The 25751-nt window shown below is 72.5% G+C and carries 20 protein-coding genes; 9 read left to right on the forward strand and 11 right to left on the reverse strand.

All coding sequences use genetic code 11. The features are described from left to right. Window positions 1–23: 23 nt before the first annotated feature. Together Cch01nite_RS14260 and Cch01nite_RS14265 are read left to right on the forward strand one after the other, a co-directional pair. Window positions 24–2009, forward strand: a complete 1986-nt coding sequence (locus tag Cch01nite_RS14260) for an SH3 domain-containing protein (protein WP_203756160.1) — start codon at window positions 24–26, stop codon at window positions 2007–2009. Next, the gene (locus Cch01nite_RS14265; protein WP_203756162.1) at window positions 2006–2437 is read left to right on the forward strand and encodes a hypothetical protein; all 432 of its coding nucleotides are present in this window, start codon (window positions 2006–2008) and stop codon (window positions 2435–2437) included. Before Cch01nite_RS14260 ends, Cch01nite_RS14265 begins: the two co-directional genes overlap by 4 nt. On the opposite strand, the gene Cch01nite_RS14270 is transcribed toward Cch01nite_RS14265, so the two are convergent. Further along, complete coding sequence (locus tag Cch01nite_RS14270) at window positions 2397–3164, reverse strand: DUF899 family protein (protein ID WP_203756164.1); 768 nt, start codon at window positions 3162–3164, stop codon at window positions 2397–2399. The two genes, Cch01nite_RS14265 and Cch01nite_RS14270, sit on opposite strands and share 41 nt — an antisense overlap. A gap of 181 nt (window positions 3165–3345) precedes the next feature. On the opposite strand from Cch01nite_RS14270, the gene Cch01nite_RS14275 reads away from it, so the two are divergent. Genes Cch01nite_RS14275 through Cch01nite_RS14290 form a run of 4 tightly spaced genes read left to right on the forward strand, consistent with a single transcriptional unit; the run spans window position 3346 to window position 5595 of the window. Continuing rightward, window positions 3346–3888, forward strand: coding sequence for a dihydrofolate reductase family protein (locus Cch01nite_RS14275; protein ID WP_203756166.1), 543 nt, complete (start codon window positions 3346–3348; stop codon window positions 3886–3888). 1 nt (window position 3889) lies between these two features. After that, window positions 3890–4501, forward strand: a complete 612-nt coding sequence (locus tag Cch01nite_RS14280) for a winged helix-turn-helix domain-containing protein (RefSeq protein ID WP_203756168.1) — start codon at window positions 3890–3892, stop codon at window positions 4499–4501. A gap of 2 nt (window positions 4502–4503) precedes the next feature. Then, window positions 4504–5238, forward strand: a complete 735-nt coding sequence (locus Cch01nite_RS14285; RefSeq protein ID WP_203756170.1) for an SRPBCC family protein — start codon at window positions 4504–4506, stop codon at window positions 5236–5238. A 24-nt stretch (window positions 5239–5262) separates the two neighbouring features. Then, window positions 5263–5595: a DUF1801 domain-containing protein gene (locus Cch01nite_RS14290; RefSeq protein WP_203756172.1), complete on the forward strand. Its 333-nt coding sequence runs from the start codon at window positions 5263–5265 to the stop codon at window positions 5593–5595. Here Cch01nite_RS14290 and Cch01nite_RS14295 read toward each other — a convergent pair. Beyond that, window positions 5576–6319, reverse strand: coding sequence for a class I SAM-dependent methyltransferase (locus Cch01nite_RS14295; RefSeq protein ID WP_203756174.1), 744 nt, complete (start codon window positions 6317–6319; stop codon window positions 5576–5578). The genes Cch01nite_RS14290 and Cch01nite_RS14295 overlap by 20 nt on opposite strands. Before the next feature lie 256 nt (window positions 6320–6575). Here Cch01nite_RS14295 and Cch01nite_RS14300 point away from each other — a divergent pair, with 256 nt between their 5' ends. Next, window positions 6576–7166 (forward strand): hypothetical protein, encoded by a 591-nt coding sequence (locus Cch01nite_RS14300; RefSeq protein ID WP_203756176.1) that lies wholly within the window; start codon window positions 6576–6578, stop codon window positions 7164–7166. Window positions 7167–7549: 383 nt separating this feature from the next. On the opposite strand, the gene Cch01nite_RS14305 is transcribed toward Cch01nite_RS14300, so the two are convergent. The 4 genes from Cch01nite_RS14305 to Cch01nite_RS14320 all read right to left on the reverse strand — a co-directional run bounded on the left by Cch01nite_RS14305 (window position 7550) and on the right by Cch01nite_RS14320 (window position 10251). Beyond that, window positions 7550–8359: a hypothetical protein gene (locus tag Cch01nite_RS14305; protein WP_203756179.1), complete on the reverse strand. Its 810-nt coding sequence runs from the start codon at window positions 8357–8359 to the stop codon at window positions 7550–7552. Beyond that, window positions 8356–8904 carry an RNA polymerase sigma factor gene (locus Cch01nite_RS14310; RefSeq protein WP_203756182.1) on the reverse strand — a complete coding sequence of 183 codons (549 nt, stop codon included), beginning with the start codon at window positions 8902–8904 and terminating at the stop codon, window positions 8356–8358. Before Cch01nite_RS14310 ends, Cch01nite_RS14305 begins: the two co-directional genes overlap by 4 nt. A 198-nt stretch (window positions 8905–9102) precedes the next feature. Then, on the reverse strand, window positions 9103–9813 hold the full coding sequence (locus Cch01nite_RS14315) for a VIT1/CCC1 transporter family protein (RefSeq protein WP_203756185.1): 711 nt from the start codon (window positions 9811–9813) through the stop codon (window positions 9103–9105). A gap of 27 nt (window positions 9814–9840) precedes the next feature. Next, window positions 9841–10251: a nitroreductase/quinone reductase family protein gene (locus Cch01nite_RS14320; RefSeq protein ID WP_203756198.1), complete on the reverse strand. Its 411-nt coding sequence runs from the start codon at window positions 10249–10251 to the stop codon at window positions 9841–9843. Window positions 10252–10384: 133 nt separating this feature from the next. On the opposite strand from Cch01nite_RS14320, the gene Cch01nite_RS14325 reads away from it, so the two are divergent. Further along, window positions 10385–11362: a LacI family DNA-binding transcriptional regulator gene (locus Cch01nite_RS14325; RefSeq protein WP_275407213.1), complete on the forward strand. Its 978-nt coding sequence runs from the start codon at window positions 10385–10387 to the stop codon at window positions 11360–11362. 135 nt (window positions 11363–11497) lie between these two features. On the opposite strand, the gene Cch01nite_RS14330 is transcribed toward Cch01nite_RS14325, so the two are convergent. Beyond that, window positions 11498–14866: a glycosyl hydrolase gene (locus tag Cch01nite_RS14330; protein WP_203756203.1), complete on the reverse strand. Its 3369-nt coding sequence runs from the start codon at window positions 14864–14866 to the stop codon at window positions 11498–11500. A 663-nt stretch (window positions 14867–15529) separates the two neighbouring features. Between Cch01nite_RS14330 and Cch01nite_RS14335 the strand changes: the two genes are divergently transcribed. Beyond that, a complete protein-coding gene (locus Cch01nite_RS14335) occupies window positions 15530–19597 on the forward strand; it encodes a carbohydrate binding domain-containing protein (protein WP_203756206.1) in 4068 nt (1355 codons plus the stop codon). Window positions 19598–19676: 79 nt separating this feature from the next. On the opposite strand, the gene Cch01nite_RS14340 is transcribed toward Cch01nite_RS14335, so the two are convergent. The 4 genes from Cch01nite_RS14340 to Cch01nite_RS14355 form a co-directional block, all read right to left on the reverse strand. Further along, window positions 19677–20546 carry an LLM class flavin-dependent oxidoreductase gene (locus Cch01nite_RS14340; RefSeq protein WP_203756209.1) on the reverse strand — a complete coding sequence of 290 codons (870 nt, stop codon included), beginning with the start codon at window positions 20544–20546 and terminating at the stop codon, window positions 19677–19679. 82 nt (window positions 20547–20628) lie between these two features. After that, window positions 20629–21027: an HNH endonuclease gene (locus Cch01nite_RS14345; RefSeq protein ID WP_203756212.1), complete on the reverse strand. Its 399-nt coding sequence runs from the start codon at window positions 21025–21027 to the stop codon at window positions 20629–20631. Window positions 21028–21098: 71 nt separating this feature from the next. Next, a complete protein-coding gene (gene eccCa, locus Cch01nite_RS14350) occupies window positions 21099–25064 on the reverse strand; it encodes a type VII secretion protein EccCa (RefSeq protein ID WP_203756224.1) in 3966 nt (1321 codons plus the stop codon). Between the two features lie 239 nt (window positions 25065–25303). Continuing rightward, window positions 25304–25696, reverse strand: coding sequence for a hypothetical protein (locus Cch01nite_RS14355; protein WP_203756226.1), 393 nt, complete (start codon window positions 25694–25696; stop codon window positions 25304–25306). Window positions 25697–25751: the final 55 nt, after the last annotated feature.

Genomic DNA, 25751 nt, shown 5'->3' on the forward strand with positions numbered 1-25751 from the left:
CGCGGCGTGGTGACCCTCGAAGGATGGTGCTGCACGTCCCCGAGCACCGGACGGAGCCGGACCCGGCACGCCGCCGCGCGTCGGCCGCCCGGTCGCCCGAGCGTCCCGAGCCGTCGCCCCGCGGCGGCCCGCAGCAGCGCCTGAGCCTGCTGCAGCGCACCGCGGGCAACCGGGCCGTGCAGGGCCTGGTGGGGACGAGCGGCCCGACCGTGCAGCGGGATCCCCCCACCGCACAGTCACCGGTCGTCACCGGGGGCGTCGACCCGCTCACGCAGAGCATCACCGCCGCCCAGGCGCGCACCCTGAGCGACTCGGAGATCGCCCGGTTCATGCCGCAGCTCGAGGCGTTCCTCGCGATGCCCGCGTCGCTCATGACGGCGGGAGGCGCCCGGCACAACCTCCAGGTGCTGTGGGGCGAGCACAACCGCCGACGCCCCGACGCCGGTCAGGTGCCCGACGGCGGCGACGTGGTCCGCAAGCCCGGGGTCGTGTCGTGGTCGGGCGACCCGGAGCTGCGGCTGCGCACCCACCCGGACACGGGCGACGAGACGAACATCATCCGCACGATGCCGCTCAGCACCCGCCTGCAGGTGCTCAAGCGGTTCCCGGGCGACTGGTACTTCGTCTCGACGAGCGACGGCGACACCGGGTACGCAGGGTCGCAGTACGTCCGCACCGACATGCCGGAGCCCGCGGCCCGTCTGCACCTCGTGGAGGACGGCATCCCCGGCACGGCCATCGCGATCGCGGAGCGCTACTACGGCGACAAGTCCGACAACTGGGGCCAGGACCTGCGGTTCTACGTCAACGTGCTGGCCTGGGCGAACAAGGTCGACGTCCCCGACACCACGGCGGGCTGGAAGTCGGTGCGGTTCCAGGCAGGGCAGAAGATCTGGGTGCCGAGCCAGCCGTTCGCGATCTCGCTCAAGGGCGTCGTGAACTCCGGCTCGTACTCGTACAACGTGGCGGACGCCCTGGGCGTCGCGGACGTGATCGAGCGGATCGGCGAGCTCCTGGAGGACTTCGGCCGCGCGATCGACAAGTCCGGCCAGTACATCCCGGAGTCCGTCGCGCGGCACGTCGACGAGATGCTGCGCGAGGTGCTCGCCGGGCTGGCGAAGATGATGGCGGTCGCCGCCGGCGTCCTGGCCGTCACGACCGCGATCGGCGCCGCGGTCGGCAACGCCCCCGGTGCCGCCGCCGGGTTCGAGGTGGGGCTCGCACTGCTCGAGTGGCTCGGGCTCGGGATGCTCGTCGTGTGGATCGGGCAGTCCGTCGTGGAGATCGGCAGCTCGTTCGCCAAGTTCTTCTCGAAGGTGTGGGACGCCCGCGGCGACAACGAGAAGATCGACAAGGCCGCGAAGCAGTTCGCCGAGGCCGTCGGCCTGCTGATGGCGAAGATCCTCGAGGCGCTCATCATCTACGTGACCGCGAAGGGGCTGCCGAAGGCGACGAAGGCGATGCGCGGCACCCGCCTCGGCGCGGCGCTCGGCGAGACGAAGACCGCGCAGTGGCTCGCGGAGCGCGGCGCGAACGTCTCGGCGGGGACCTCGAAGGTCAAGGGTCCCGGCGCGGTGATCCGCGGCCTGAAGCACAGCGAGGTCACGACCCTGACGAACGCCGGTGCGGAGATGCCCGCCGGGGAGGCGCTCGCGAAGTACAAGCCGGGCTCGGGCTTCTCGGGGGCGTACGACCCGGCCACGGGCAGCTGGGTGGCCGTCGCGAGCGGGGACGCTGCCCTGGTCAGCGGCGACGCGATCGCCACGGTGCCGCAGTACGGCGGGCACGCCGCGGCGGAGTCGTCGCTCATGGGCCGGACCGGGTCGGCGAGCAACGCCAAGAACGTGGGCTTCGTGCTCATCTGGGAGGGCAACGGGAAGCTGACGATCCGCTGGAACTCGGCGACGATCAACGCCCGCAACTTCGGCAACCGCGCGGCGCCCGTGGAGTCCCGGCCGGCGATCATCGAGGCCGTCGAGAAGACCACCGGCTGCAAGGTGAGCGAGTGACGACCGTCCGGGGCCACACGCTGCCGGCGGCGCTCGTCGACCTCCTCGCGACGGGCCGGTGGGGGCCGGGCTCCCGGTCGTCCCGCCTCGCCGACCTGACCGGGGTCGACGAGCTCGACCTGCTCGACCTCGCCGGGATGCACCGCAACACCGACGCGCTGGTCGAGGCGCACGAGAGCGGGGCGGGTGCCGCGCTCGGGCTGACCCGGGGCACGACGGGACCGGGATGCCTCGACGTCGACCAGGCGGTGCTCGTCGCCGTGTCGCTGGAGCAGGACGCGGTCGCGCTCGACTACGCCGGGGCCGCGCGACCTCGGGTCGTCGCGACGGCCGACGGACCCGGCGGGGTGCGGTGGGTGGAGGTGGCGCCGACGTTCGAGGCCCTGGTCAGCAGCACCCCTCCTCCGTCGGGGCCGCGACCGGCGTGACCCCCGGGCGGGTCCACTGCGGGATCGGGCGGCCGTCGCGGCGGAGCCAGCTCTGCGTCGGGTCCTGCGGCCAGCCGGCCGGGGAGTCCTCCCACTCCTCCTGGCGCCCGTACACGGTGACGTCGAGGAGCTGCAGCGCGGTCATCATCACCTCGCAGCCCCGGTCGTCGGTCTCGTACGTCTGGAACACCCGGTCGCCGACCCGCAGGTAGGTCGTGATCCAGCCGTCGGAGATCCCGGGCGAGTCGACGCCGTGCACCGAGTACCAGGGCGTCGGGTAGCCCATGAACTCGCGGTAGGGCGCGAACTCGTCGTACGGGCCCTCGCACCAGACGGCGAACGTGACGCCGCGGGCCTCCAGGTACACCGGGTCCTGGAAGTTCCAGAGGGTGATCGTGCAGCCGCGGCACTGGCCCTCGAACCCCTGGCCGGGGTGCCACATGTGCTTGCAGACGAGGAGCTGGTCGCGGCCGTCGAACATGTCGAGCACCCGGGTCGGACCGTCCGCGCCGACCAGCTCGACGGTGGCGTCGACCTCGACCATGGGGAGGCGGCGGCGGGCGGCGGCGATCGCGTCGCCCTCGTGGGTGTGCGCCTTCTCGCGGGGCAGCAGCGCGGCGCGGGCGCGCAGCCAGGTGTCCCGGTCGACGATCTCGGGCAGGGCGGCCGGTGCGGGGGCCTCGGAGTGGGCGTGGGTTTTCGGGTGGACGTGCGGCTGGGCGGTCATCGGGCGTTCCTTCGACGAGGGACGGGCTGTCGGTGCGATGACGCCCGCGACCCGGTGGGATCGACGGAGTGCGACCGACGATTTTTCTGGTCTGGACAAATCAATCGTTCGGTCGCACACTGGGAGCAGACGACGATCCCGGACCAGCCGGGACGCCACCCACGACGGCAAGGAGAGACCGATGCGGACACTCACGCTGGGGATGAACGTCTCCCTCGACGGCTTCGTCGCGACGCCCGAGGACGGCCTCGACTGGATGTTCCCGAACTTCTCCGACGAGCTCATGGCCGACACCCAGACGCTCCTGTCCGGCTTCGGCACGATCCTCATGGGCCGGGTCAACTACGAGGGCCAGGCCGCCACGTGGCCGCACCAGCAGGGCCCGCTCGCCGACATCATGAACGCGGTCGAGAAGGTCGTCTTCTCGACGACGCTGCAGACCGCCGACTGGCAGAACACCCGGGTGCACGCCGAGGACCCGGCCGTCGAGATCGCCCGGCTCAAGGCGCTCGACGGCCCGACGCTCGGCGCGTCCGGCGGGGCGACGTTCGCGCGGTACCTCACGTCGCACGGCCTGGTCGACGAGTACCGGCTGACCGTCCACCCCGTGTTCCTCGGCAGCGGCAAGCCGATCTTCGCCGAGCGCACCGCGCTCGAGCCGCTCACGTCGACCGACTACCCGAACGGCGTCGTCGTGCGCACGTTCCGGCCGAAGCAGGCCTGACGTGCGCCAGGTCGCCGTCATCGAGGACGCCGCCGCCGCCGAGGCGTCGCTGGACCCGCTGCGCACCCGGCTCCTGCACGAGCTCGTGGAGCCGCTCTCGGCCGCCGCCCTCGGCCAGCGACTCGGGCTCCCCCGGCAGAAGGTCAACTACCACCTGCGGACGCTGGAGGAGCACGGGCTCGTCGAGCTCGCCGAGGAACGCCGCCGCGGCAACGTCGTCGAGCGCGTCATGCGAGCGACGGCCCAGTCGTATCTCATCTCCCCCGCCGCGCTCGCCACCCTGCGGCCCGACCCGCGACGCTCCCCCGACCGGCTGTCCGCCGCGTGGCTGCTCGCCCTCGCCGGCCGGCTCGTCGAGGACGTCGGGGCGCTGATCACCGGCGCCGTCCGCGAGAACCGCTCGCTCGCCACGTTCGCGCTCGACGGCGAGGTCCGCTTCGCCTCCGCGGCCGACCGCGCCGCCTTCGTCGAGGAGCTCAGCGCCGCCGCGCTCGGCCTCGCGTCCAAGTACCACCACGACGACGCCCCGCACGGACGCACGTTCCGGCTGGTCGTCGCCGTCCACCCGAGCACCACGTCCCGCGCCGACCGCGCCGCCCTGGAGAAGGAGTGACCATGTCGCACCGCTACGAGAACCCCGAAGAGCTCACGTTCGACCTCAGCCCCGAGGCCGTGTGGGACGCCATCGCCACCGGCCCCGGGCTCAGCTCGTGGTTCATGGGCGCCACCGAGGTCGACCCCGACGCGGGCCTCGTCCGCACGCAGATGGGCGGCTGGGTCGGCGAGTCGCAGATCGTCGCCCTCGAACCCGGCAAGCGGTTCGCGTTCCGCGGGACCGAGAGCCCCGACGGCCGGTTCTTCGCCATGGAGTTCCTGCTCGAGGCCCGCTCCGGCGGGTCGACGGTGCTCCGCGTCGTGTCGAGCGGCTACCTGCCCGGCGACGACTGGGAGGACGAGTACGAGGCCATGGTCAGCGGCGGGCGGATGTACCTCGGCACGCTCGTCGAGTACCTCACGCACTTCACCGGGCGGCCCGGCGTCGCCGTCACGCCGTCCGCGGCCCCGGGGAACCTCGACGAGAGCTGGGACAAGGCGCGCGCCGACCTCGGGCTCGACGGCGACGTCGTCGTCGGGCAGGCCGTCACGCTGACGCCGACCGGGCTCGACCCGATCGACGGCGTCGTCGACCACGTCGGCACCGACGTGATCGGCGTCCGGTCGGACGACGCCCTGTACCGGTTCTTCCGCGGCTACTACGCGCCGTGCGTCGGCCACCACCTGTTCGGCACCACCGACGAGACCACCGCGACCGCCGCCTGGCAGGGCTGGCTCGCCACCGTCACCGCCTGAGCCCGTCAGCGAAGGAGAACTGCCATGTCCATCGACGAGTACGTCGCCGCCCTCCCCGCCGACCAGGCGGCTGTCGCCACCGCACTGCGCAGCCGGATCGACGCCGGCCTGCCCGACGCCGAGGGCCGCATGTGGCACGGACACCCGGTCTGGCTGCGCGGCGACGACCCCGTCGCCGGGTTCAAGGCGTTCCCCCGCTGGGTGACGCTGCTCCTCTGGCACGGCTCGGAGGTCACCGAGGCGACGGACGCGCTCACCGCCTCGGCCGACGGCACCCGCTGGAGCCTGAAGATCACCGCGCCCGACGAGGTCGACGAGTCCGCGCTCGACGGCTGGCTCACGCAGCTCGCTCGGTGAGCCGGTAGACCGACACGTGGGACGTGGACTCGGCGGTGAACTCGCCGCCGGTCCAGTCCGCGTGCCGGCTCTCCCGCTCGAAGCCGGCGAGCTGCGCCATCAGGTCGAGCTCCGCGGGCCAGACGTACCGGTGGGCGCTGCGGAACAGCCGGGCGTCGCGGCCGTCATCGAAGTGCACGTGGTGCGACACGACGTGCTGCTCGACGACGTCGTACGTGTCGAGGCCGAGGTAGCCGGGCTCGTCGTGCCACACGGTGGCCCGCACGCCGGGCGGCAGGACCCGCAGCTGCGGCACCCACAGCTCGATCACGAACCGGCCCCCGGGCTCCAGGTGCCGGGCGGCGTTGCGGAAGCAGGCGACCTGCTCGGCCTGCGTCAGCAGGTTCGAGATCGTGTTGAACACCAGGTAGACGAGCGAGAACACGCCGGGAGCCCGCACGGTCGCCATGTCGCCGAGGACCACCGGGACGGTCGCGTCGTCGACCTTCGTGCGGAGCTGGTCGACCATCGGCTGCGACAGCTCGATGCCGGCCACCGGCACACCCCGCCCGGCGAGCGGCACGGCCACCCGACCGGTGCCGATCGCCAGCTCGAGCGCGCGGCCGCCGCCCGCGAGCGCGGCCAGCCGGTCCACGGTCGGCCCGAGCACCTCGGGGGCGAACATGCCGGTGCCGGGGGTGTCGTAGCGGGCCGCGACCTCGGCGTCCCAGGTGTCGTCCGGCATGACGCCGACCGTGGCACCGTTCCTCGACGGACGTCCACCGGATTCGCCGCATCCCGCTCCTGCTCGCCTCGCCGAGGTCGAGAGGCACTTTCGGGCAAGACCTGTCACAACGCTTGCCCGAGATAGTCGATACCAAGTTTACTATTGCCGCCGGCATCCAGGTCAGGGCCCTAGCCAAACAACGACATTGAGGACTCTCGATGAACTGAGAACAAGGCTCTTTGCATCTGCTGCTGCCGTTGCCGCCTGCTTGGGCGTGGCGGCCGGCCCGTCGGCCGTCGCTGCGCCGGACGTCGCCAACCTTCCGGTAGCCACCGCTAACCCGGGGCTGCCCGCCAGTGTCATCGCCGGCCTTCCACCGATCGTGCAGAAGTCACACACGAAGCTGAGCCTGGAGAGCTACATCCCGGGCTCGCCGATCGTGTACCCCGACGGAACACCGGTGCCTGGCCAGTCCAAGGCCGCGCTCGCCAAGCTGGACTCGATCGACGCCGCGTCTGGAGGTCTGGCCAGGTTCTCCGGCAACTGGTGCATGACCGCCTACGCCATCGCTGGCGGCGGTTGGAGTCCTCCGTCCGTGTGCCCGGTCGCCGTGTGGGGCTCACCCGGCTGGTCCTACCCCTACAGCTGGGCTCGGATCGAGCACGGAGAGTCGACGGGCTGCCTGCAGGGGCGCGGTTGGACGGTCGTCTCAGGTGGTGGCGGCACGATCGTCCCACTGTGGCGCGGAATCGGGTGCGGCATTCAGAGCGGCGGGGCCGTGAGCTGGGGCAATGTACTCGGCAACCCCGCAGTGATTGCGAAGTCGAGCGTCGCACTCATGGGGTTCGCTGCCAACTGGACCTGACGGTCGAATCAAGCGGTCAATTCTGGAGGGAATCTGTGAACATGCCACCGAGACTTTCGGCATCTCAGTTGTTCTGGTGGGGCCTGGGTCTGATCGCGTTGGCAATCGCTACGTCGGCATTGATGGGCAAGGTGAACTTCCTTGCTGCATCGAGCGGGTACTCGGTCGTTGCAACACTCCACTCGATGTCGTACACCCTCGGGACCGGTGCCTTCCTAGCGTCGTTCATCGTCAGAGCCGTCACACGCGAGCACGACGGTACTGACGAACTCTCTGATTGATCCGTCATCGAATGGCCCCGCGTCGGTGTCCGACGTGGGGCCATTCGAGCGGCCATTGACGACGCCTCGGTATCGCGATGAGAACCCCGAGCTCGCCCTACATCAGGGCTGCCCCGGTGCGATCGTGAGGGAGTACGGGCCGGCGGCGATACTCGCGTGGGGACCAACCGCCTCTGCGGCGTCGGGGTGCCAGATGGGCTGCTCGAAGTAGATGAGATAGTCCCCCGCCGGCAGACTTGCGGCAGTGTTGCCGTCCGGTTCGCAAGTGACGAACTGACCACCCTCGAGGTGCTCGGTCACCTGTTGCCCTGCCGGCATCGCCAGCAGCCGATCAGCGCTTGCGGGGTCCGACGACGGCTGCTGCAGCATGCCGACCACGACGCCGTCCCGCGTCATGTAACCCTTCAGGCTCGCCTGACCAGGCACCTTGGCGCTGACGTCCACCCTCGTCCCGTTGATGATCCGGGCTGCGACACCCAGGCTCTGACCCGCAGGCACCGTGGTGCCATCGATCGGAAGCCACGCGCTCGCGCCTGTTCCACCGTCGGCGCCGATGCTTCCCAGGACTTCGAGATGGAGGTCAGCGCTTCCCTCCGGATCCAGGATCTGCGGCACCGGCTTCCCGCACATGAACGCCCCGCCAGCCGTGACCGTGGGCAGTTGGACGGCGGCTGGCGAGGATGTGGCCGACTGCTGCTCCGCAGGGACCACTGGCCCCTGCCGGTGTCCAAGCTGCGCGGCACCCGCCGCGAGTGCCACCCCGACCGCGAGGACCGTCACCGAACCTGCCGTGACACGGACGGCATGGCGACGCCGTGCCCGCGATCGGATCCTGTCAGTGGCAACAGGAGGCGCCGATGCGGACGCGGCAGAGGCGATGTGTTCCAACGCGTCGTTCAGATTGACCTTCATCTCGCCTCTCCCATCTCGAACGGCACGACGTCGTCGACCGGGGTGCCCGTCACGGGCCCAAGAGCGCTCGCCATGTACTTCATCGCCAGGCTCAGATAGCGCTTCACGGTGCCTTCAGCCAGCCGCATCTGAGCAGCGATCTCGGTGATCGTCATGTCCTCGTAGAACCGCAAGACCACACACGCGCGCTGCTGAGGTGGCAATGTGCGCAGAGCGCGCTGGACGTCAACCTGTGCGCAGCTGACGTCGTCGGTCGGCTCCAGTTCGTCCGCTCTGGCCAGGAGATGGCGGATGCCTTCCCAGCGTCGCCGCCGGCGGTAGCCGTCGATGTACAACGTCAGGATCGCGCGGCGAACGTAGGTCTCCGCCGCACCGGCTTCAACGCCACCGATCCGTCGGAACGTCTTGACGAGTGCGTCTTGGACGAGGTCCTCCGCATCGCGGAGATTCCCCGTGAGCAGGTAGGCATATCCAGTCAGGGCCGGACCTCGCGAAGCCGCGAGAAAGCTCAGTGTGTCGACGCGTCGGTTGCGTCCCTCGTTCACTGGCTACCCCCTTCGTCGGATGCGCTCCCACTGACTAGGACGCTCATCCTCCGCCTTTGGTTGCACCACACATCGCCGATCCTCGGCCTCGAGCCAGCGTGACTCTGGCGTCGCGTTCGGCTGTGGCGCGTAGCAGGCTGGCTCCGCCGCCGACAATTGCCGCGACCGCGACGCCTCTGCCGTTTTCTCAGCGGACCGCTACAGCTCGACCTCCGCCTCGCTGAGGTCCAGCAGGCTGCCGAGCCCGATCGTGATGAGCATCGCCAGCACACCGATCCCCACGGTGCGGACCACGGCCCGGACCGCCGACGTCCGGCCCGAGCGGGCCGCGAGCGTCGCACTCACCACGAGCGCCGCGACGACGACCACCACGGTCAGGGACACCCGGACGGACGGCGGCACGAGGGTGCTGACGAGCAGCGGCAGGACCGCACCGGTCGCGAACGCCGCACCCGCCCGCGCCGCGGACGCCCCCGGGCGGGCCACGTCGGCGGGACCGGCGAGCCGGTACTCGGCGTCGAGCTGGGCGGCGAGCGCGTCGTGCGCGGTCAGCTCCTCGGCGACCTGGCGGGCGAGCTGCGGGCTCAGCCCCTTCTCCTCGTAGATCTCGGCGAGCTCGGCGAGCTCCGCGGCGGGGTCGGTGGCGACGCGGTGCCGTTCGGCCTCGACGAGGGCGTCGTGCGCGTCCCGTTCGTCGGACGCCTCCGCGAACCGGATGCCGGCCACGGTCGCGACGCCGACAAGCACCGTCGCGACGCCGCTGACGAGGATGACGCCCGCGGTCGCGCCGGCCTGCGCGACGCCCTCGACCATGCCCGCGGACGCGATGAGGCCGTCGTTGACGTCCGCGAGCCACTGCCGACGCGCCTGCCCGCGCGCCGGGTCGTCCTCGTCGTCGACCGCCTCCACGACTCGCACGCTACGGCCGTCGCGCGGTCACCGACGGGTGAGGCGGAGCACCGGGATCGTGCGCGTCGTCTTCTCCTGGTACGACCGGAACCCTTCCGAGCGCTGGGTGAACCGCTCCCACGCCGCGTCCCGCTCGGCGCCCTCGAGGTCGACGGCGCGCACCGCGACCGTCCCCTCGTCGGGGTGCTCGATCTCGACGTCGGGCCAGGCAAGGAGGTTGTGGTACCACCCGGGGTTCGTCGGGGCACCGCCCTTCGACGCGGCGACGAACCAGGCGCCCTCACCGTCCGGGATGGCGGCGACGGGGCTGATGCGCTCCTCGCCGGTGCGGGCACCGCGGTGGTGGAGCAGGACGAGGCCTCGCCCGAAGCCCATGGTGGTGACGGTGCCGCCGTTCGCACGGAACTCGTCGATGATCTGCTGGTTCCAGTCGGACATGCCGTCAGTGTGAGCGGGCCGGACGGGTGGCGCACGCCCAGTCCACCCGCCGGTGGTGCCCCGGTCGTGGTGGCTGCCGCACTAAGGTGGGCGGCAGTCCAGCCGGGGGTGTCGAGGAGGAGCTGTGGCGCGGGTGACCAGCGCGGACGTCGCTCGGGAGAGTGGCGTGTCGCGGACGACCGTGAGCTATGTGCTGAACGCGAAGCACGGTGTGACGATCACGGAGGCGACGCGCCTGCGCGTGCTCAGCACCGCCGAGCGGCTCGGCTACACGCCGTCGGCCGCGGCACGGACCCTGCGGTCCGGTCGCAGCGACCTCGTCCTGTGCGTGCTGCCGAACTGGACGGTCGGTCCCGTCATCGACGCGCTCATCGACCACCTCACCACCGAGCTCGCCGACCACGGGCTGTCGATGCTCGTCTACAACGGTCGCTCCAACCGTCCCCTCGCCGAGCTGTGGCGGGCGGTCACGCCGTGCGCCGTGCTCGGCCTCGGGGCGTTCACCGAGGCGGACGCGCAGGCCATGCGCCGCGCCGGGATCCAGGTCGTCGGCTCCGCGCTCGACGAGGACCCGCACCCCGAGATCTTCGTCGTGCCGCAGGCCAACATCGGCGGGCTCCAGGTCGAGCACCTCGCCGAGCGCGGCCACCGCGCCATCGCCTACGCGGCACCCGCCGACGACCGGCTCGCGGCATTCGCCGACCGGCGCCTGCGCGGCGTCGTCGCCGAGTGCGAGCGGCGGGGGCTGCCGGCACCGGTCGTGGAGCGTGTCGACCTCGACGTCGCCTCCGCCGTCGCGGCCGTCCGTGGCTGGCGGTCCGGCGACGAGCCCGCGACGGCCGTCGCGGCCTACAACGACGAGGTCGCGCTCGCCGTCCTGTCCGGCCTGCGCGCCGAAGGGCTGCGCGTGCCCGAGGACGTCGCCGTGATCGGGGTCGACGACATCCCGACCGCCCGGCTGGCGGCGCCTGCCCTCACCACCGTGTGGCAGGCCATCGACGCGCAGGCCTCGTACCTCGTCGCGTCCGTCCTCGCCGCGCTGGACGAGAACGTGGAGCCGCCGCAGCGGCCCGACGACGTGTTCCACGTGATCGAGCGCGACTCGACGTGACCGCCTGGACCCCTGACCGTCACGTCGACGTCGGGACGGGCGCAGGCATGCGTCCACAAGCGTCCACACGCGCGCACGCTCCGGACGGCACGACGCCCCGCCGGTCGTGACCGGCGGGGCGTCGTGTGCGGTGCGTCAGCTGAACGTGAACCAGTTGACGTTGACGAAGTCGGCCGGCTGACCGGACTCGAACGTCAGGTACACGGTGTGGTTGCCGGTGACCCCGGTGATGTTCGTCGGGACCGTCTTCCACGTCTGCCAGCCGCCGGTGTTGCCGATGGCGAAGGAGCCGACGGGCTGGGCGGTGAGGCTGTCGAGCCGGACGACGACCAGGCCGCTGACGCCGCCGGCTGCCCCGGACGCGACGCGGGCGCTGAACTGCGTCCGCGGCGCGCCGCCGAAGGAGACGTTGTCGAAGCGGAGGTAGTCGCCGTTGCTGACCCAGGCGACGTTCTCACCGCCGTCGACGTCGGACGTCGTCTCCTTCGCGATGCCCGTCTGGCCGTTGTATGCCTCGGCCTGAATCCGGGATGTCGCGTCGATGCCGGTGGTGGTGCCGGACGTCGTGACGGACACGGTGCCGCTGTTCGACGAGCGGTTGCCCGCCGCGTCGTACGCCCGCACCGCGAACGTGTACGCCGTGGAGGCCGACAGGCCCGTCGCCGCGTACGTCGTCCCGGTCGCCGTGCCGACCACCGAGCCGTTGCGCAGCACCTCGTACCCGGTGACACCCACGTTGTCCGTGGACGCCGACCACGACAGGTTCGTCGAGGACGTCGTCGTGCCGGATGCGGCCAGGCCGCCCGGGGTCGACGGGGCCGTCGTGTCACCGCCGCCGGCGGACGTCGTCACGTTGACGGACGAGCTGGACGACGAGCGGTTGCCCGCCGCGTCGTACGCCCGCACCGCGAAGGTGTACGCCGTCGAGGCCGACAGGCCGGACGCCGCGTAGGACGTGCCGCTCGTCGTGCCGACGACCGTGCCGTTGCGCAGCACCTCGTACCCGGCGACGCCCACGTTGTCGGTCGACGCCGACCACGAGAGGTTCGTCGAGGTCGACGTCGTGCCCGACGCCGCGAGGCCGGACGGGGTCGACGGGGCCGTCGTGTCGACCGGGGCCGACACGTTCGAGCTCGCCACGGACCGGGCCGGGACGTTGAGCGTGACGCCGTTGGAGAAGGTCACGGTGATCGCCGACCCGCTCATGTTCGCCGCCTGGTACGTCCGGACGCCGTTCTTCACGAACACCGCGTGCAGCGGGGTGTTCGCCGTGACCGACCGGTCGACGGTGCCGAGCCCGGACAGGCTCTTCAGCCAGTAGAAGGTGTGCGCCCTCGACTCGCCCTCCTCGACCGTGTACGAGTCGGCCTGCGAGCGGAACTGCGACAGCGCCGTCGGGGCGTCGGCCAGGGCCTGGAACTCCCAGATGATGTCCTTCCACACCGTCGCCGGGCCGCCGTTGTTCGTCGTCAGCTCGTTGAGGTTCCGGGTGATGTACGACGGGTTGTAGCCCAGGTACAGGTGGCCGCCCGTGCTGGGCAGCAGGTTGATGCCCTGGATCATCTCCGGCTCGGCGCTGAACCACGTCGAGTAGGAGCCGCCGTCGCCCCACACCATGCCGACCGTGGAGTGGCCGAACGCGGCGGGGAACGCCTCGTCGTCGGTGTCGAACCAGTAGTTCTCGATGGCCGACGCCTGCGTCGTGTAGAGGTAGATGCCCAGGTCACGGACCGTCTTGTTGCCCGTGGCCTGGCCCCACTGGATGAGCCCGCTGGCGAAGTTCATGCCCTCGGACGACGACTCCTGGTTGTTGCCCGCGCCGAACGCGCCGTGGCCGGCGGCCCAGTCGTGGCCCGCGTAGATGTCGAAGTCACGCAGGAACGGGAAGCGGGTGTCGGTGCGGTCCCAGTTCGCCGCGTCCTTGATGACGGTGTTGACCATGCCGCCGTACGCGGAGTCCGCGGCCCACGAGGGGTCGAACTCGGCGACCGTCGCCGCGCCCACCACGTAGTAGCCGTAGTGGAAGTGGTGGTCGTTGAGGTCGGTGTCCGAGCCGTAGGAGGTCGGGTAGCCGATGAGGGTGCCCCACGACGGGTTGTACCAGAACGCCCGCTGCGTCTCGCCGGACGAGGCGGTCATCCAGTCCGTCAGGCGCGTGCGCATGGCGCTCACGAGCGTGTCACGGGCGGAGGTGTTGCCGGTGGCGTTGGCGATCTGCGCGACCTGCGCGGCCCGGCCGAGCGCCTTGCCCGTCCAGTAGGTGTCCTCGGCGAAGCCCGCGAACGGGTCGCTGCCGGCGACCTGGCTCACGTAGGTGTTGAGCTGCGTCGCGTCCGCGGACCCCGACGCGAAGCCGGTGTTCGCGAGCTGCGGGAGCACGCCGTTGAACGGCGTGACCGTCTGGAACTGCGTGCCGCCGATGACGACCTTCATCGGGCCGCGCGGCGAGACGTAGGAGTAGCCGCTCGGGTTCACGCCGGACAGGTTGTCCCGCTGGTGCGGGTACAGCGCGAACACCGTGCCCGTGCCGGAGCCCTGACGGGCCGTCGTGGTGAACGCGTACGTCGCGGTCATCTTCGCGGTGGACTCGTCGTACGACCACGACACCTTGGTGCCGGTCACGTGGTTGTGCGCGTAGGGGGCGTAGGCGTTGAGCGCGGTGACCTTGTCGGCCGTGCTGGTGCCGGTCGTCGTCGGGAGCACCGCGACGGAGAAGAACGTGCCGCCGTTCAGCGACGAGCTGATCGTGCTGCCGGAGACGTTCCACGTGGAACCGGTGGGGGCGAACGCCGCATAGTCGTGGCCGTTGATCGTGAAGCCGATCGCCGCGTTCGTGTTGCTCCACACGGTCGGCGCCGCCGCACCGGTGAGCGTCGCGCTCCCGCCGGTCTTCGTCGCGTAGACGAACGGCAGGCCGTGCCCGAACGTGGTGCGCAGGCTGTTGCTGCCGCTCGACCACAGCTCGCTCACGGTCCAGTCGGAGTAGCCGTCGACCTTGCCGTCGGCGTCGAGGCCGGCGATGCCGAGACGGAAGTCCTCGGCGTAGCTGTAGTGGTACTCGCTGACCCCGGTCGCGGTGCCGGAGATCGACGCCGTCGTCGGGTAGCTGACGCCGAGCCCGTTCGTGAACGCGTGGAACGCGAGCGGGTGCGCCATGAGGTTCTCGGAGATCGACGCGCAGTCGAACTTGCGCCACAGCAGCGACGTCCACCAGTCGTTCGTGGGGATCGCACCGGCCGGGAAGTTCGACGTGACGTGCGCGCGCGGGTTCGTGATCGGGGTGTTGTTGCACTCGGTGGGCACTCCCCCACCGGACGGCGTGCCCTCCGCGTAGCTCCCCGAACCGACGGACACGGCGGCAGCGCGGGCGACGGGCAGGGCGATGGCCTGCACCAGGTACGCCACGACGGCGCCGATCACCACCATCGCCACGACAGCGCGGCGGTCCAGGGCGGGTCGGGGCGTCGTCGCCCCGGTCCCTGCGAGCTCTGGTCGAGCAGACATCCGGTCATCTCCGATCTCAGACGCGTCGTGCACCGGCGGTCGTCGGGCGTTGCCGGGCACGAGGGGACGACGGCGCGCACGCCTGCTGGCGCACGCACCGGACGAGCGGGTCCGGCCGGTGTCGCGCGGGGGGCGCGGCGCCGGCTCGGGCGGGAGCGACGACCGTCCGCCCGGACGCTCGTCGTCGTGTGGAGCCGACGAGGTGCGTCCGGGCGTGACGATCGGGTGGGGCCAGGCGTCCCGGGGGCCGCCCTCGAACCGGCAGCGCCCGAAGGGCCTGGACGCCTCTGCTTTGAGGCGTTCCGGCCGTTGACTCGTGTCACCGGCGCTGCGGGGACCAGGGTGGCGGTCAGAGGTGGGCCACGTCAAGGCTCTGGCCTGGGACGACACCGATCGTGCGACGGGCAGCACCGGGTCATCCACGATCGAGTGAACTTCGCCCGGTCGCCACAAACGGAAGTTTCGATACTTCCCGGGCGCCGTCGAGCCCCTGACGTGCTTCAACGTGTCAACGCCCCGCACCTGCGGTTTCACCCGCTGACGCCGGTCATCCTTCCGGGGGGCTCACACGATCTCGCCCCAGCCCCTACGTTGCGCCGTGCACCCGTATGGCGTGCCTGCGCGAAGGTGCGCGGTCGGGCGGACTCCAAAGGCGGAGAACTCGTGAGAGCAACAGCGATCCTGGCGGCGGCGGGCCTCGTCACCGCTGCAGTGGTGCCCCTGGCAGCGATCTCGTCGTCCGCGGCCAGCACCTCCACGCTGGCCGACTTCGAGGGCAGCACGGCTGCCCCGGCGTCGTACTACGTGTACGGCTCCGCCGGCTACGGCGTCCAGACGGTCCCCGCCGGCGACGCGCTCGCCCGCGCCGGCCAGAGCGCCGACACGAACGTCCTGTCCTTCGGGGCCGACGTCAGGGCGCAGGGCTCCTACGGCGGGTTCGGCGAGAACCTCGCCGCCGCCACCGACTGGTCGGCGTTCGACGGGCTCCAGTTCTGGATGTACGGCCGCAACACCGGCGCCACGTTCCGGTCGGAGCTGCTCGACGGCGACCGGGCGGGCTCGACCTACGCCGACGGCGAGCGCTTCGATGCGACGTTCGTCGACGACCGGACCGGGTGGAAGCTCGTCCAGATCCCCTTCGCCTCGTACACCTACGCCAGCCCCTACCAGCCGAACCCCGGCAACGGGACGCTCGACCTCGACAAGATCTGGGGCTACGTCTTCCCCGTCGACACCGGCGCCGACGGCGGCAGCGGCTGGAAGTTCGACGACATCGCGCTCTACTCGGGCGGCACGGTCACCCCGACCGTCGCGCTCACCGCCCCGGCCGTCGACGTGGCCGAGGGCGGCACCGCGTCGCTCACCGTCCGCCTCAACGTCGCGCCGACGTCCGACGTCACCGTCGACTGGGCCACCGCCGACGGCACCGCGACCGCCGGCAGCGACTACACCGCAGGCTCCGGCACCCTCACGTTCGCCGCGGGCGAGACGACGAAGACCGTCACCGTCGCGACCACGCAGGACACCGCGACCGAGCCCAACGAGACGCTCACCGTCACGCTGTCCTCCCCCGCGGGCGCGACCCTGGGCCTCGCGACGACCACCGTCACGATCCGCGACGACGACGCGGCCCCCGCGGCCGCCGTCTGGGACTTCGTCCGGCCCGTCGAGTCGTTCACGTACCCGGGCGCGCTGCCCGCAGGCACCGACGCCGACGGCAACGCGGTCGGGTTCGAGACGTTCACCGACCCCGGCGCCGCCGCGTCGATCGCGCTCACGGCACCGCCGTCGCCCGTGCCCGGCAGCACCTCGACGAAGGCGCTGAAGGTCTCGCTCACCGCCCCCGCCTACGCGGGCGTCACGCACAAGTTCACCAACTCCGTCGCGAACATGTGGACCTCGCAGGACTGGAGCCGGTACGAGGGCCTCAGCTTCTGGCTGTACGGCACCAACACCGGCACGCAGCTGTTCGTCGACATCCTCGACAACCGCACCGCCGGCTCCACCACCGACGACGCCGGCCGGTACTCCTACGGCTTCACCGACGACTTCACCGGCTGGCACTACTACGACATCCCGTTCTCGTCGTTCAGCCGGAAGGAGATCGGCAACGGCGCACCCGCCGACGGCCTGACCCTCACGCAGGTCAACGGCTGGGCGTTCGGCGCCGCCCCGACGAAGGGCGCCCAGACCTGGTACCTCGCCGACGTCGCCGCCACCGTCCCCGAGACCGTCGTCGAGGACTACGAGTACCCGGCCGGTGCGCTCCCGTCCGGCGTCTCGACGGACGGCGTCGGCCTCGGCTTCCAGACGTACTCCGGCAACAGCGGCACGTCGGCCGTCACGACCGCACCCGTCGGTGCGCGACCGGGCGCCGCCGGCAGCAGCCGGGCGCTGTCGCTCACGCTCAACGTCCCTGGCGGCTCGTGGGCCGGGGTGTCGCACGCGTTCCAGGACGGCTCCGCCTGGGCCGGCCAGGACTGGAGCGGCTCGCAGGGCCTGAGCTTCTGGTTCCTCGGCGAGAACAGCGGCTCGAACTACTACGTCGACATCGTCGAGAACAACCCGGCCGGTGCCACCGGCGACCACGCCGACCGGTTCTCCGCGCAGATCACCGACGACCACAACGGGTGGACGTTCGTCGAGCTGCCGTGGTCCGCGTTCAGCTGGAAGAACATCGGCAACGGCGCCCCGAACGACGGGCTCACGCTCGAGGAGGTGCACGGCTACGCCATCGGCGCCGTCACCACGACGACCTCCCGCACGGTCCTCGTCGACCGGATGGCCCTGTGGGGCAACAGCCTCAAGGACGTCCCCGTCACCGTCGGCTTCGACCGCGCCGAGTACCCCGTGACGGAGGGCGCGACCGCGACCGCCCGCGTGGCGCTCTCCCGGGCGGCCGAGGCACCGGTCACCGTCCACGTCACGACCACCACGGCCGAGCCGACCGTCACCGACGGCGACGCCGCCACTCCCGGCGCCGACTTCACCGTCGCCTCCGCCGACCTCACGTTCGCCCCCGGGCAGACCGTCGCGACGTTCCCCGTCACGACCCTGCAGGACACGAAGGACGAGGTCACCGAGCGGGTCACCCTCACCCTCTCCGGTGCCACGGGCGCGCAGCTCGACGGCTACATGCCGTTCGCGGAGGTCGTCATCGCCGACGACGACGCCACGAGCACCTCGCTCGTCGACGACTTCGAGCAGGGCCCGGGGCTGTGGACCGCGACCGGCGGCGTCCTCACCGGCCGCACCCTCACGGCGGGCGACGCCGACGCCTACCCGGGACAGGCCGACCGCGAGGGCGTCGCGTCGTTCGCCGTCACCGGCCCGACGGCCACCCTCGACCGGACGTTCGCCGAGCCGCAGGACTGGACCGACGGAGCAGGGCTGTCGTTCTGGTACCACGGCACCGGCGACGGCTCCCCCGTCGACCTCGTCCTCAAGGACGACGCGGCGGCCGACCCCGGCCCCGCGGGGTGGACGAACGTCACCTACCGCGACGACTTCGACGGTGCCGCCGGTGCTGCGGCCGACCCCGCGAGCTGGGGCAACGAGACCGGCGGGCACGGCTGGGGGAACGACGAGAAGCAGTACTACACCGACGGCAACGCCAACGCGGCGACCGACGGCGCAGGCCACCTCGCCATCACCGTGAAGCCGAACACCAACCCCGCGTACCTGTGCACCAGCGACGGCACGCCCTGCGACTACACCTCGGGCCGCCTGACGTCCTTCGGCAAGAAGGAGTTCCGGTACGGGCACGTCGAGGCCCGCGTCAAGGTCCCGTCGGGCGAGGGCCTGTGGCCGGCGTTCTGGTCGCTCGGCAGCGACTTCTTCGACGTCGACTGGCCGCAGACCGGCGAGATCGACGTGATGGAGCACGTCGAGGGCGACCACGGCGCCACCAACGAGGCGTTCGGGACGATCCACGGTCCGGGGTACTCCGGCGGTGCGTCGATCGGCGGCACCACCACCGTCCCCGGTGCGCTGTCCGACGCCTTCCACACGTTCGCGATCGACTGGGAGCCCGGGCACATCACCTGGCTGCTCGACGGGGACGTGTTCTTCGAGGCCACGCCCGCCACGGTTCCGGCCGGGAAGCAGTGGGTGTTCGACCACCCGTTCTTCCTCATCATGAACATGGCCATCGGCGGCAACTTTGGCGGCACCATCGCGCCCGACCTGCAGGTGCCCGCGTCGATGCTCGTCGACTACGTCGAGGTCCGGCAGGCCCCCGACACCGCCGAGCGGTTCACCACGTCGTTCGTCGACGACGTCGCCGGGTGGCGTCAGGTGCAGGTGCCGTTCACCGCGTTCCGGCGGGCCGCGTCCCAGCCCGCCGGGGCCCCCGACAACGGGCTGACGCTCGGTGCGGTGCACGGGGTGAGCCTCGTGCTCAACAGCCGTCCCGCGGGTGCGGTCGGCCGGTTCGCCGCGATCGTCCCGACCGCCGTGGCGGGCGACACGGTGATGGTCGACGCGCTGCGCACGCCGGCCGTGCTCGGCGCCGTCACGCCCACCATCGCGACCGCGACGGGCACGGGCACGACCGCCGGGGCGGGCACCCCGGCGGCCGCCAAGCCGGCCGCTGCGACGCCGGCGGGCGCCGCGCAGCGGCTGGCGGCGACGGGCGCCGCGCTCCTGGTCCCGGGGGCGGTCCTCGCCGGGGTGCTGGTGGCCCTCGGCACCGCCCTCGTGCTGCGCCGGCGGCACGGGCTGCGGGCCTGACTCCCGCCGCGGACCACGGGAAGGGTCCGCGGCGGGAACCCTCGGTGGTGGGGCGTCCGGTCCTCCGGGCGCCCCACCGTCACGTGACCGGGCGCTCCGCGGACCGCCGCGCCTCGCCGACGCGCTGCTGCACCACCGGGACGACGTCCCGGGCGACGGTCTCGAGCTCGCCGGGGTCGTCCGACGCGACGACGAACACGCTCACGCCGTCCTCCACCGCGAGCCGCACCACCTCGTCGACGCCGACCTGCGGGCCGATGTTGAGCAGGCGCGTGACCTCCCGGGGGTCCCGCCCGGCGGCGACCGCGGCGGCGTCGATCGTCGCGTTCCCGCGACCCAGGTCGCCCGGCTGCAGGCGCCCGAGCGACGGCAGCCACCCCTGCGCCGACCGGCCGACGAGCCGCAGCATCCGCGGCTTCAGGGCCCCCAGCCAGATCGGGACCTCGTGCGCCGGCGCCGGACCGCGCTTGGCGCCGTCCACGTGGTGGTGCCGGCCGCCCGCACGCAACGGGCCGCGCCCGTCGGTGTCCCACACGCCGCGGATCACCTCGATCGCCTCCGTGAGCGCGTCGACGCTCTCACCGGGAGTCAGCCGCGGGGCGCCCATCGCCTCGATCGCGTCCCAGAACGCCCCCGCCCCCAGCCCGAGCGCGACGCGGCCGCCGGTCAGCAGGTCGAGGCTCGCGACCGAGCGCGCCAGCACGGCCGGCTGGCGCAACGGCAGGTTGAGCACGTTGCCGGCGAGCTCGACCCGGTGGGTGTGCGCGGCCACCCAGGTCAGCAGCGTCCAGGTGTCGAGGAACGCGGGCTGGTACGGGTGGTCCTGGAAGGTCACGAGGTCGAACCCGAGCTCCTCACTGAGGATCGCCAGCCCGACGGGGTGCTCCGGCGGTGCGTTGGACGGCGTGACGAACGTGCCGAACCGGAGCGGGTGACCGTAGTCGGGCATGGCGCCAGCATCGACCCGCCGGCTCGTCGCGACAACGGCGGCGGCGTCGGCCGGCCGCGGCGACGTCGTCGCGACGAACCGGTCAGGGACCGGACGTCGGCTCCTGGGCGCTCGTCCCGGCCGGGGCGTCCACGGACCCGAACCGGGCCCGCAACGCCCGCTGGATCTCGACGTGCCGCACGAGGAACGCCCGCTCGTCGAGCCGCTTGCGCCGCAGCCAGCCGGTGACCTCGTCGTTGCACTTGCTGGCGTTGCACGACGCGCAGGCCGGGGCGATGTTGTCGAGCGTGTACCGGCCGCCCCGCGAGATCGGCAGCACGCAGTCGCGCTGCAGCGGGACACCGGTGGCGCCGCAGTACGCGCAGCCACCCCACGCCTCGACGAGCGCCGCCCACTGCTCGGGCCGCAGGTCGTGCTCGACGGCGTCCATCCGGCGCTTGCGGCGCTTGGCGTACCGCGCCTTGCGGGTCTGAGCCGGCATGCGGGCGAGCGTACCCAGGGCTCAGCCGGGTCCGTCGCCGCCGCGCCCGGCCGTGAGCCGTGTCGCCGGGATCACGCGCTCGGCGGCTGCCAGGCGACCTGGACGACCTGCCGGCCGTGCGACCGCGTCACGAGCTGACCCCGGCCCGAGACCGACGGCACCGGCCGGACCGACCCGACGAGCGGGCCCTCGTCCGGGCTGCCGGAGAGCACCAGACCCGGGACGGCGAGGTCGCGCAGCGCCTGCAGGACCGGGTCGAACAGGGCACGGCTCGCGCCGCCCGCGCGGCGGGTCAGGACGAGGTGCAGCCCGATGTCGCCCGCCTGCGCGAGGAGGGGCGCGAGGGCCGCGACAGGGTTGCCCGCCGACGTCGCGACGAGGTCGTAGTCATCGACGAGCACGAAGACCTCGGCGCCCGACCACCAGGACCGCGACCGCAGCTGCTCGGCGGTGACGTCCGGCCCGGGCAGGCGACCGCGCAGGTACGACGCCAGCCCGGACAGCTCGGTGGCCGCCTGGTCCTGCGTCGTGAGGTAGCCGGCGAGGTACTCGTCGGGGATCTCGCCCAGGAGCGCGCGACGCAGGTCGACGGCGAAGATCTGCGCCTGCGCCGGGGTGTACAGCCGGCGGATCTCCGCCGCGGTGGCGCGCAGCAGCGCGGACTTCCCGGCGTCGCCGTCGCCGAACGCGTACAGGTGCGGGTCCTCGGCGGGGTCGAGGCCGACCGGGGCGAGGGCCGCCTCGTCGATGCCGAGCAGGAGCCGGCGGTCGTCGGGACCCGCCGCGGCCCGGATCTCGTCGAGCGAGACCTTCTCGGGCAGCAGCCGCAGCTTCGGGCCCGCCGCCCCCTTCCAGTGGTGCGCGACCGACCGGACCAGGTGGTCGACGCCCGCGCCGAGCGTGTCGGCGGAGCCGTCCCCGTCGATCCGCGGCAACGGCGCGAGCACGTGGTGTCGGGACGCGACGATGCCCCGACCCGGCCGGCCCGCAGGCACGTTCGCGGCGACCTTGCGGTCGATCTCGGAGTCGCTCGGGTCGCCGAGCCGGAGCTCGATCCGGGTGCCGAGCAGGTCCTTGACCTGGGTGCGGAAGTCCATCCAGCGGCTCGACGACACCAGCAGGTGCACGCCGAAGGTCAGCCCTCGCCCGGCGAGGGCCTGCAGGCGGGCCTCCAGCTCGTCGAACTCGGCACGCACCGTGCTCCAGCCGTCGACGACCAGGAACACGTCGCCGTAGCCGTCGTCGGCGAGCCCCTGGGCGCGCCGCGTCCGGTACGTCTCGACCGAGTCGATCCGTTGGGTGCGGAAGTAGCGCTCGCGCGCGTCGACGAGCGACTCGATCTCCGCGACCACCCGACGGACCACGTCCGGCTCGCTGCGGACCGCGACGCCCGCGACGTGCGGCAGCGCCGCGAGCGGCGTGAACGTGCCGCCGCCGAAGTCGAGGACGTAGACCTGCACCTCCTGCGGCGTGCGCGTGAGCGCGAGCCCCGTGACCACGGACCGCAGCAAGGTGCTCTTGCCCGAGCGGGGACCGCCGACGACGGCGAGGTGACCGGCCGCGCCCTCCAGCGAGATGTCGAGGGTCTCGCGGCGCTGCTCGAGCGGGCGGTCCACGATGCCCAGCGGGACACGCAGCGCGCCCGCGGCACGCCAGCCGGGCGAGACGAGCCCGAGCTCCGGGTCGACCACCAGGTCCGGCATGAGCTGGTCGAACGTGGTCGGGATCTCGAGGGGCGGCAGCCACACCTGGTGCGCGGGCGTCCCGTGGCCGGACATGGCCTGCACGGCGATGTCGAACGTCGCGCGCTTCTCGCCGTCGTCCTCGACCACCGGCTCCGGCTCGTCGCGGACCGCCACGGTGAGCACCGGCGCGGCGGTGAACGACTCGAGGCGGGCACGGGAGCTGGCCCGCGCCTCGGTCGACGAGCTGTGGCGGCGACCCTTGGGCGCGCCCGACACGTACGCGGCGCGGAACTGCACCATCGACGTCGGGTCCGGCTTGAGGAAGCCGACGCCCGGGACCGGCGGCAGCTCGTACGCGTCGGGGACGCCGAGGACCGTCCGGGACTCCGCCGCCGAGAACGTCCGCAGGCCGATGCGGTAGGACAGGTGCGAGTCGAGGCCCCGCAGGCGTCCCTCCTCGAGCCGCTGGCTCGACAGCAGCAGGTGCATCTGCAGCGACCGGCCCAGACGCCCGATCGTCACGAACAGGTCGATGAACTCCGGCTTCGCGGTGAGCAGCTCGGAGAACTCGTCGCACACGATGAGCAGAGCGGGCAGCGGGGCCAGGTCCGGGCGGTCGTCGCGGCGGGCCTTCTCGTAGTCGGCGACGTTGGCGAAGTTGCCCGCGGCGCGCAGCAGCTCCTGGCGTCGCACCATCTCGCCCTGCAGGGCGTCCTGCATGCGGTCGACGAGCGTGAGCTCCTCGCCGAGGTTCGTGATGATCGCCGAGACGTGCGGCATGTCCGCCATGCCGGCGAACGTCGCGCCGCCCTTGAAGTCGACGAGGACGAAGTTGAGGTCCTCCGGCGAGTGGGTGATCGCGAGCGCGAGCACGAGGGTGCGCAGCACCTCGGACTTGCCCGAGCCGGTGGCGCCGATGATGAGGCCGTGCGGGCCCATGCCCTGCTGCGCCGACTCCTTGATGTCGAGCGCGACGGGCTGCCCCTGCGGGGTGAGCCCGATCGGCACCCGCAGGCGGTCCCGCGCGAGGCGCGGTCGCCACGTCTCGGCGACGTCGAGGTCCCGGATGTCGCCGATGCCGAGCAGGTCGGTCAGCTCGGACAGGACCGGGCCGTCGTTGCGCTCCGGTCCGCTGATCGGGGCGACGGGCAGCAGCCGGCGGGCGGTCGCCTCCGCCTCGGCCACCGAGAGCAGGTCGCCCCGCATCTGGGTCGGCTCCATGCCGTCGCGCTGGACCTCGACGGGCACGCTCGTGCCGTCGCCCGACGCGTCACCCAGCACGAAGCGGACGGTGCTCGGGTCGTCGAGCTCGTCCCACCGCTCGGGCAGGACCACCCGGGTCACGCCGAGCACGCCGTCCGTCGTGAGGATCGCGTTGCCGAGCGGCACGTGGCCTCCGTCGACTACCACGAGCACGTGCGGCAGCGGGCCCCCGCCGAGGGCCGGGCCGAACCGAGGCCGGTCACGCAGACCCTCCGGCAGCAGCGCCTCGATCTCCGCGAGCGACGTGCCGATCATGCGCGCCGCACCGACGGCGTCGTGCACGGTCGTCGAGTGCGCGTGCGGGAGCCACTTCACCCAGTCCCACTCGGGCAGGGCCCGGTCCGACGCGATCACGGCGACCTGGAGGAGGTCCGGCGCGTGGAACGTCGCCAGCTGCGTGACGAGCGCCCGCACGAAGGCCCGCGCCTCGGCCTCGGCGCCCGCGACCTCGACGGTCGCCGCGCTGCGGACGTCGAAGGAGAGCGGGACGTCCTGCAGGACGCGGTGCGTGACGAGGAAACGGTGGGCCGCCGACGCCGCGACCGGGTCGAGCTGCGCGAGCGGCGGGGTCTGCGGCGGCTCCAGCTCGAGCGCGAGCTGCTGGGCGCCCGTGCCGACGCGCGCGCTCAGGAGGCGCGGCGCGTCCGTGCCCCGCTCCCAGACCCGCGACCGCTCCTCGGCGACCGCCACGAGCGCCCTCGGATCGGGCGCGTCCCACAGGGCCGCCAGGTGCTGGGCGCGGGCGACCTGCCGGACCGTCCTGCGCAGGTCGGCGAGGTACGCGAGGTACTCACGCCGGGCACCGACGACGGCCGCCTGGTGCTGCGCCCGCTGCCGCCACCCGTTGACCCCGACGAAGCCCAGCGACGCGACGAGGAACATCCCGGCGGCGATCATGCCCTTCGGGCCGGGCTGGGAGACGGCGACGAACACGATCGAGCCGACGCTCCCCAGCATCGGGATCACGTTGGCGAGCACGCCGCTGACGCCGTCGGACGGCTGGATCTCCGGCGGCGGCTGGAGCACGACCTGACCCGTGGGCACGGGCGGCGGGCCGATGTCCGTTCCGCGCTGCGCCGTGATCGACATGCCTGCCCGTCCTGTCGTGCTGCCTGCGGGCCTGCGCTGCCGCCCTGTCGAATGCCGACCGACACGGTACCGGCTGCATCGCCGCGTCCGGCCTCCCGCTCCACGCTTTCGCCCGACTGCCGGGCGTTTCCCCCGGGACGGCGGCGGGACGGCGGCGGGCGGCGGGACGGCGCTCCGGGTCGACGGCCGACTCGTCGCCCCGGCCCCTGCGGCGGTCAGCGGGCCGCGGGACCCGGCGGTCAGCGCCCGCTCGAAAGGCCCGACTCCCACGGACCGACCGACACCGTGTGCCCCTCGGCCCGGAGGCGGTGGACGGTGGCCCGGAGCGCCGCCACGACGCGCGCCGGCGCACCCGACGCGTCGGCGCCACGGACGTACGAGAGCCGGACGCCGGTCCCCGGCACCGTCTCGAGCGTCAGGCGCTCCTTCTCGGGCAGCACACCCGACGCGAGGCTCCACCAGTGGGTCCGCGTCACCTCGGCGGCCAGGGGGCCCACGCTCCGCACCGCGTACCCCTGTGCCGACAGGGCATCGCCCATCACCGAGGAGGCGTGCTCGGGGGCCGCCGGGACGGTCAGCACCACGGTCGGCCGCGGCACGGTGATCTTCCAGGCGCCGACGGCGTCGCTCATCGGCCGCCGTCACGGTCGGGTCGCGTCGGCGCCGCGCACGGCGACCCGCGCGGGG

It is taken from the genome of Cellulomonas chitinilytica (genome assembly GCF_016862675.1).
Classification (GTDB): Bacteria; Actinomycetota; Actinomycetes; order Actinomycetales; family Cellulomonadaceae; genus Cellulomonas; species Cellulomonas chitinilytica.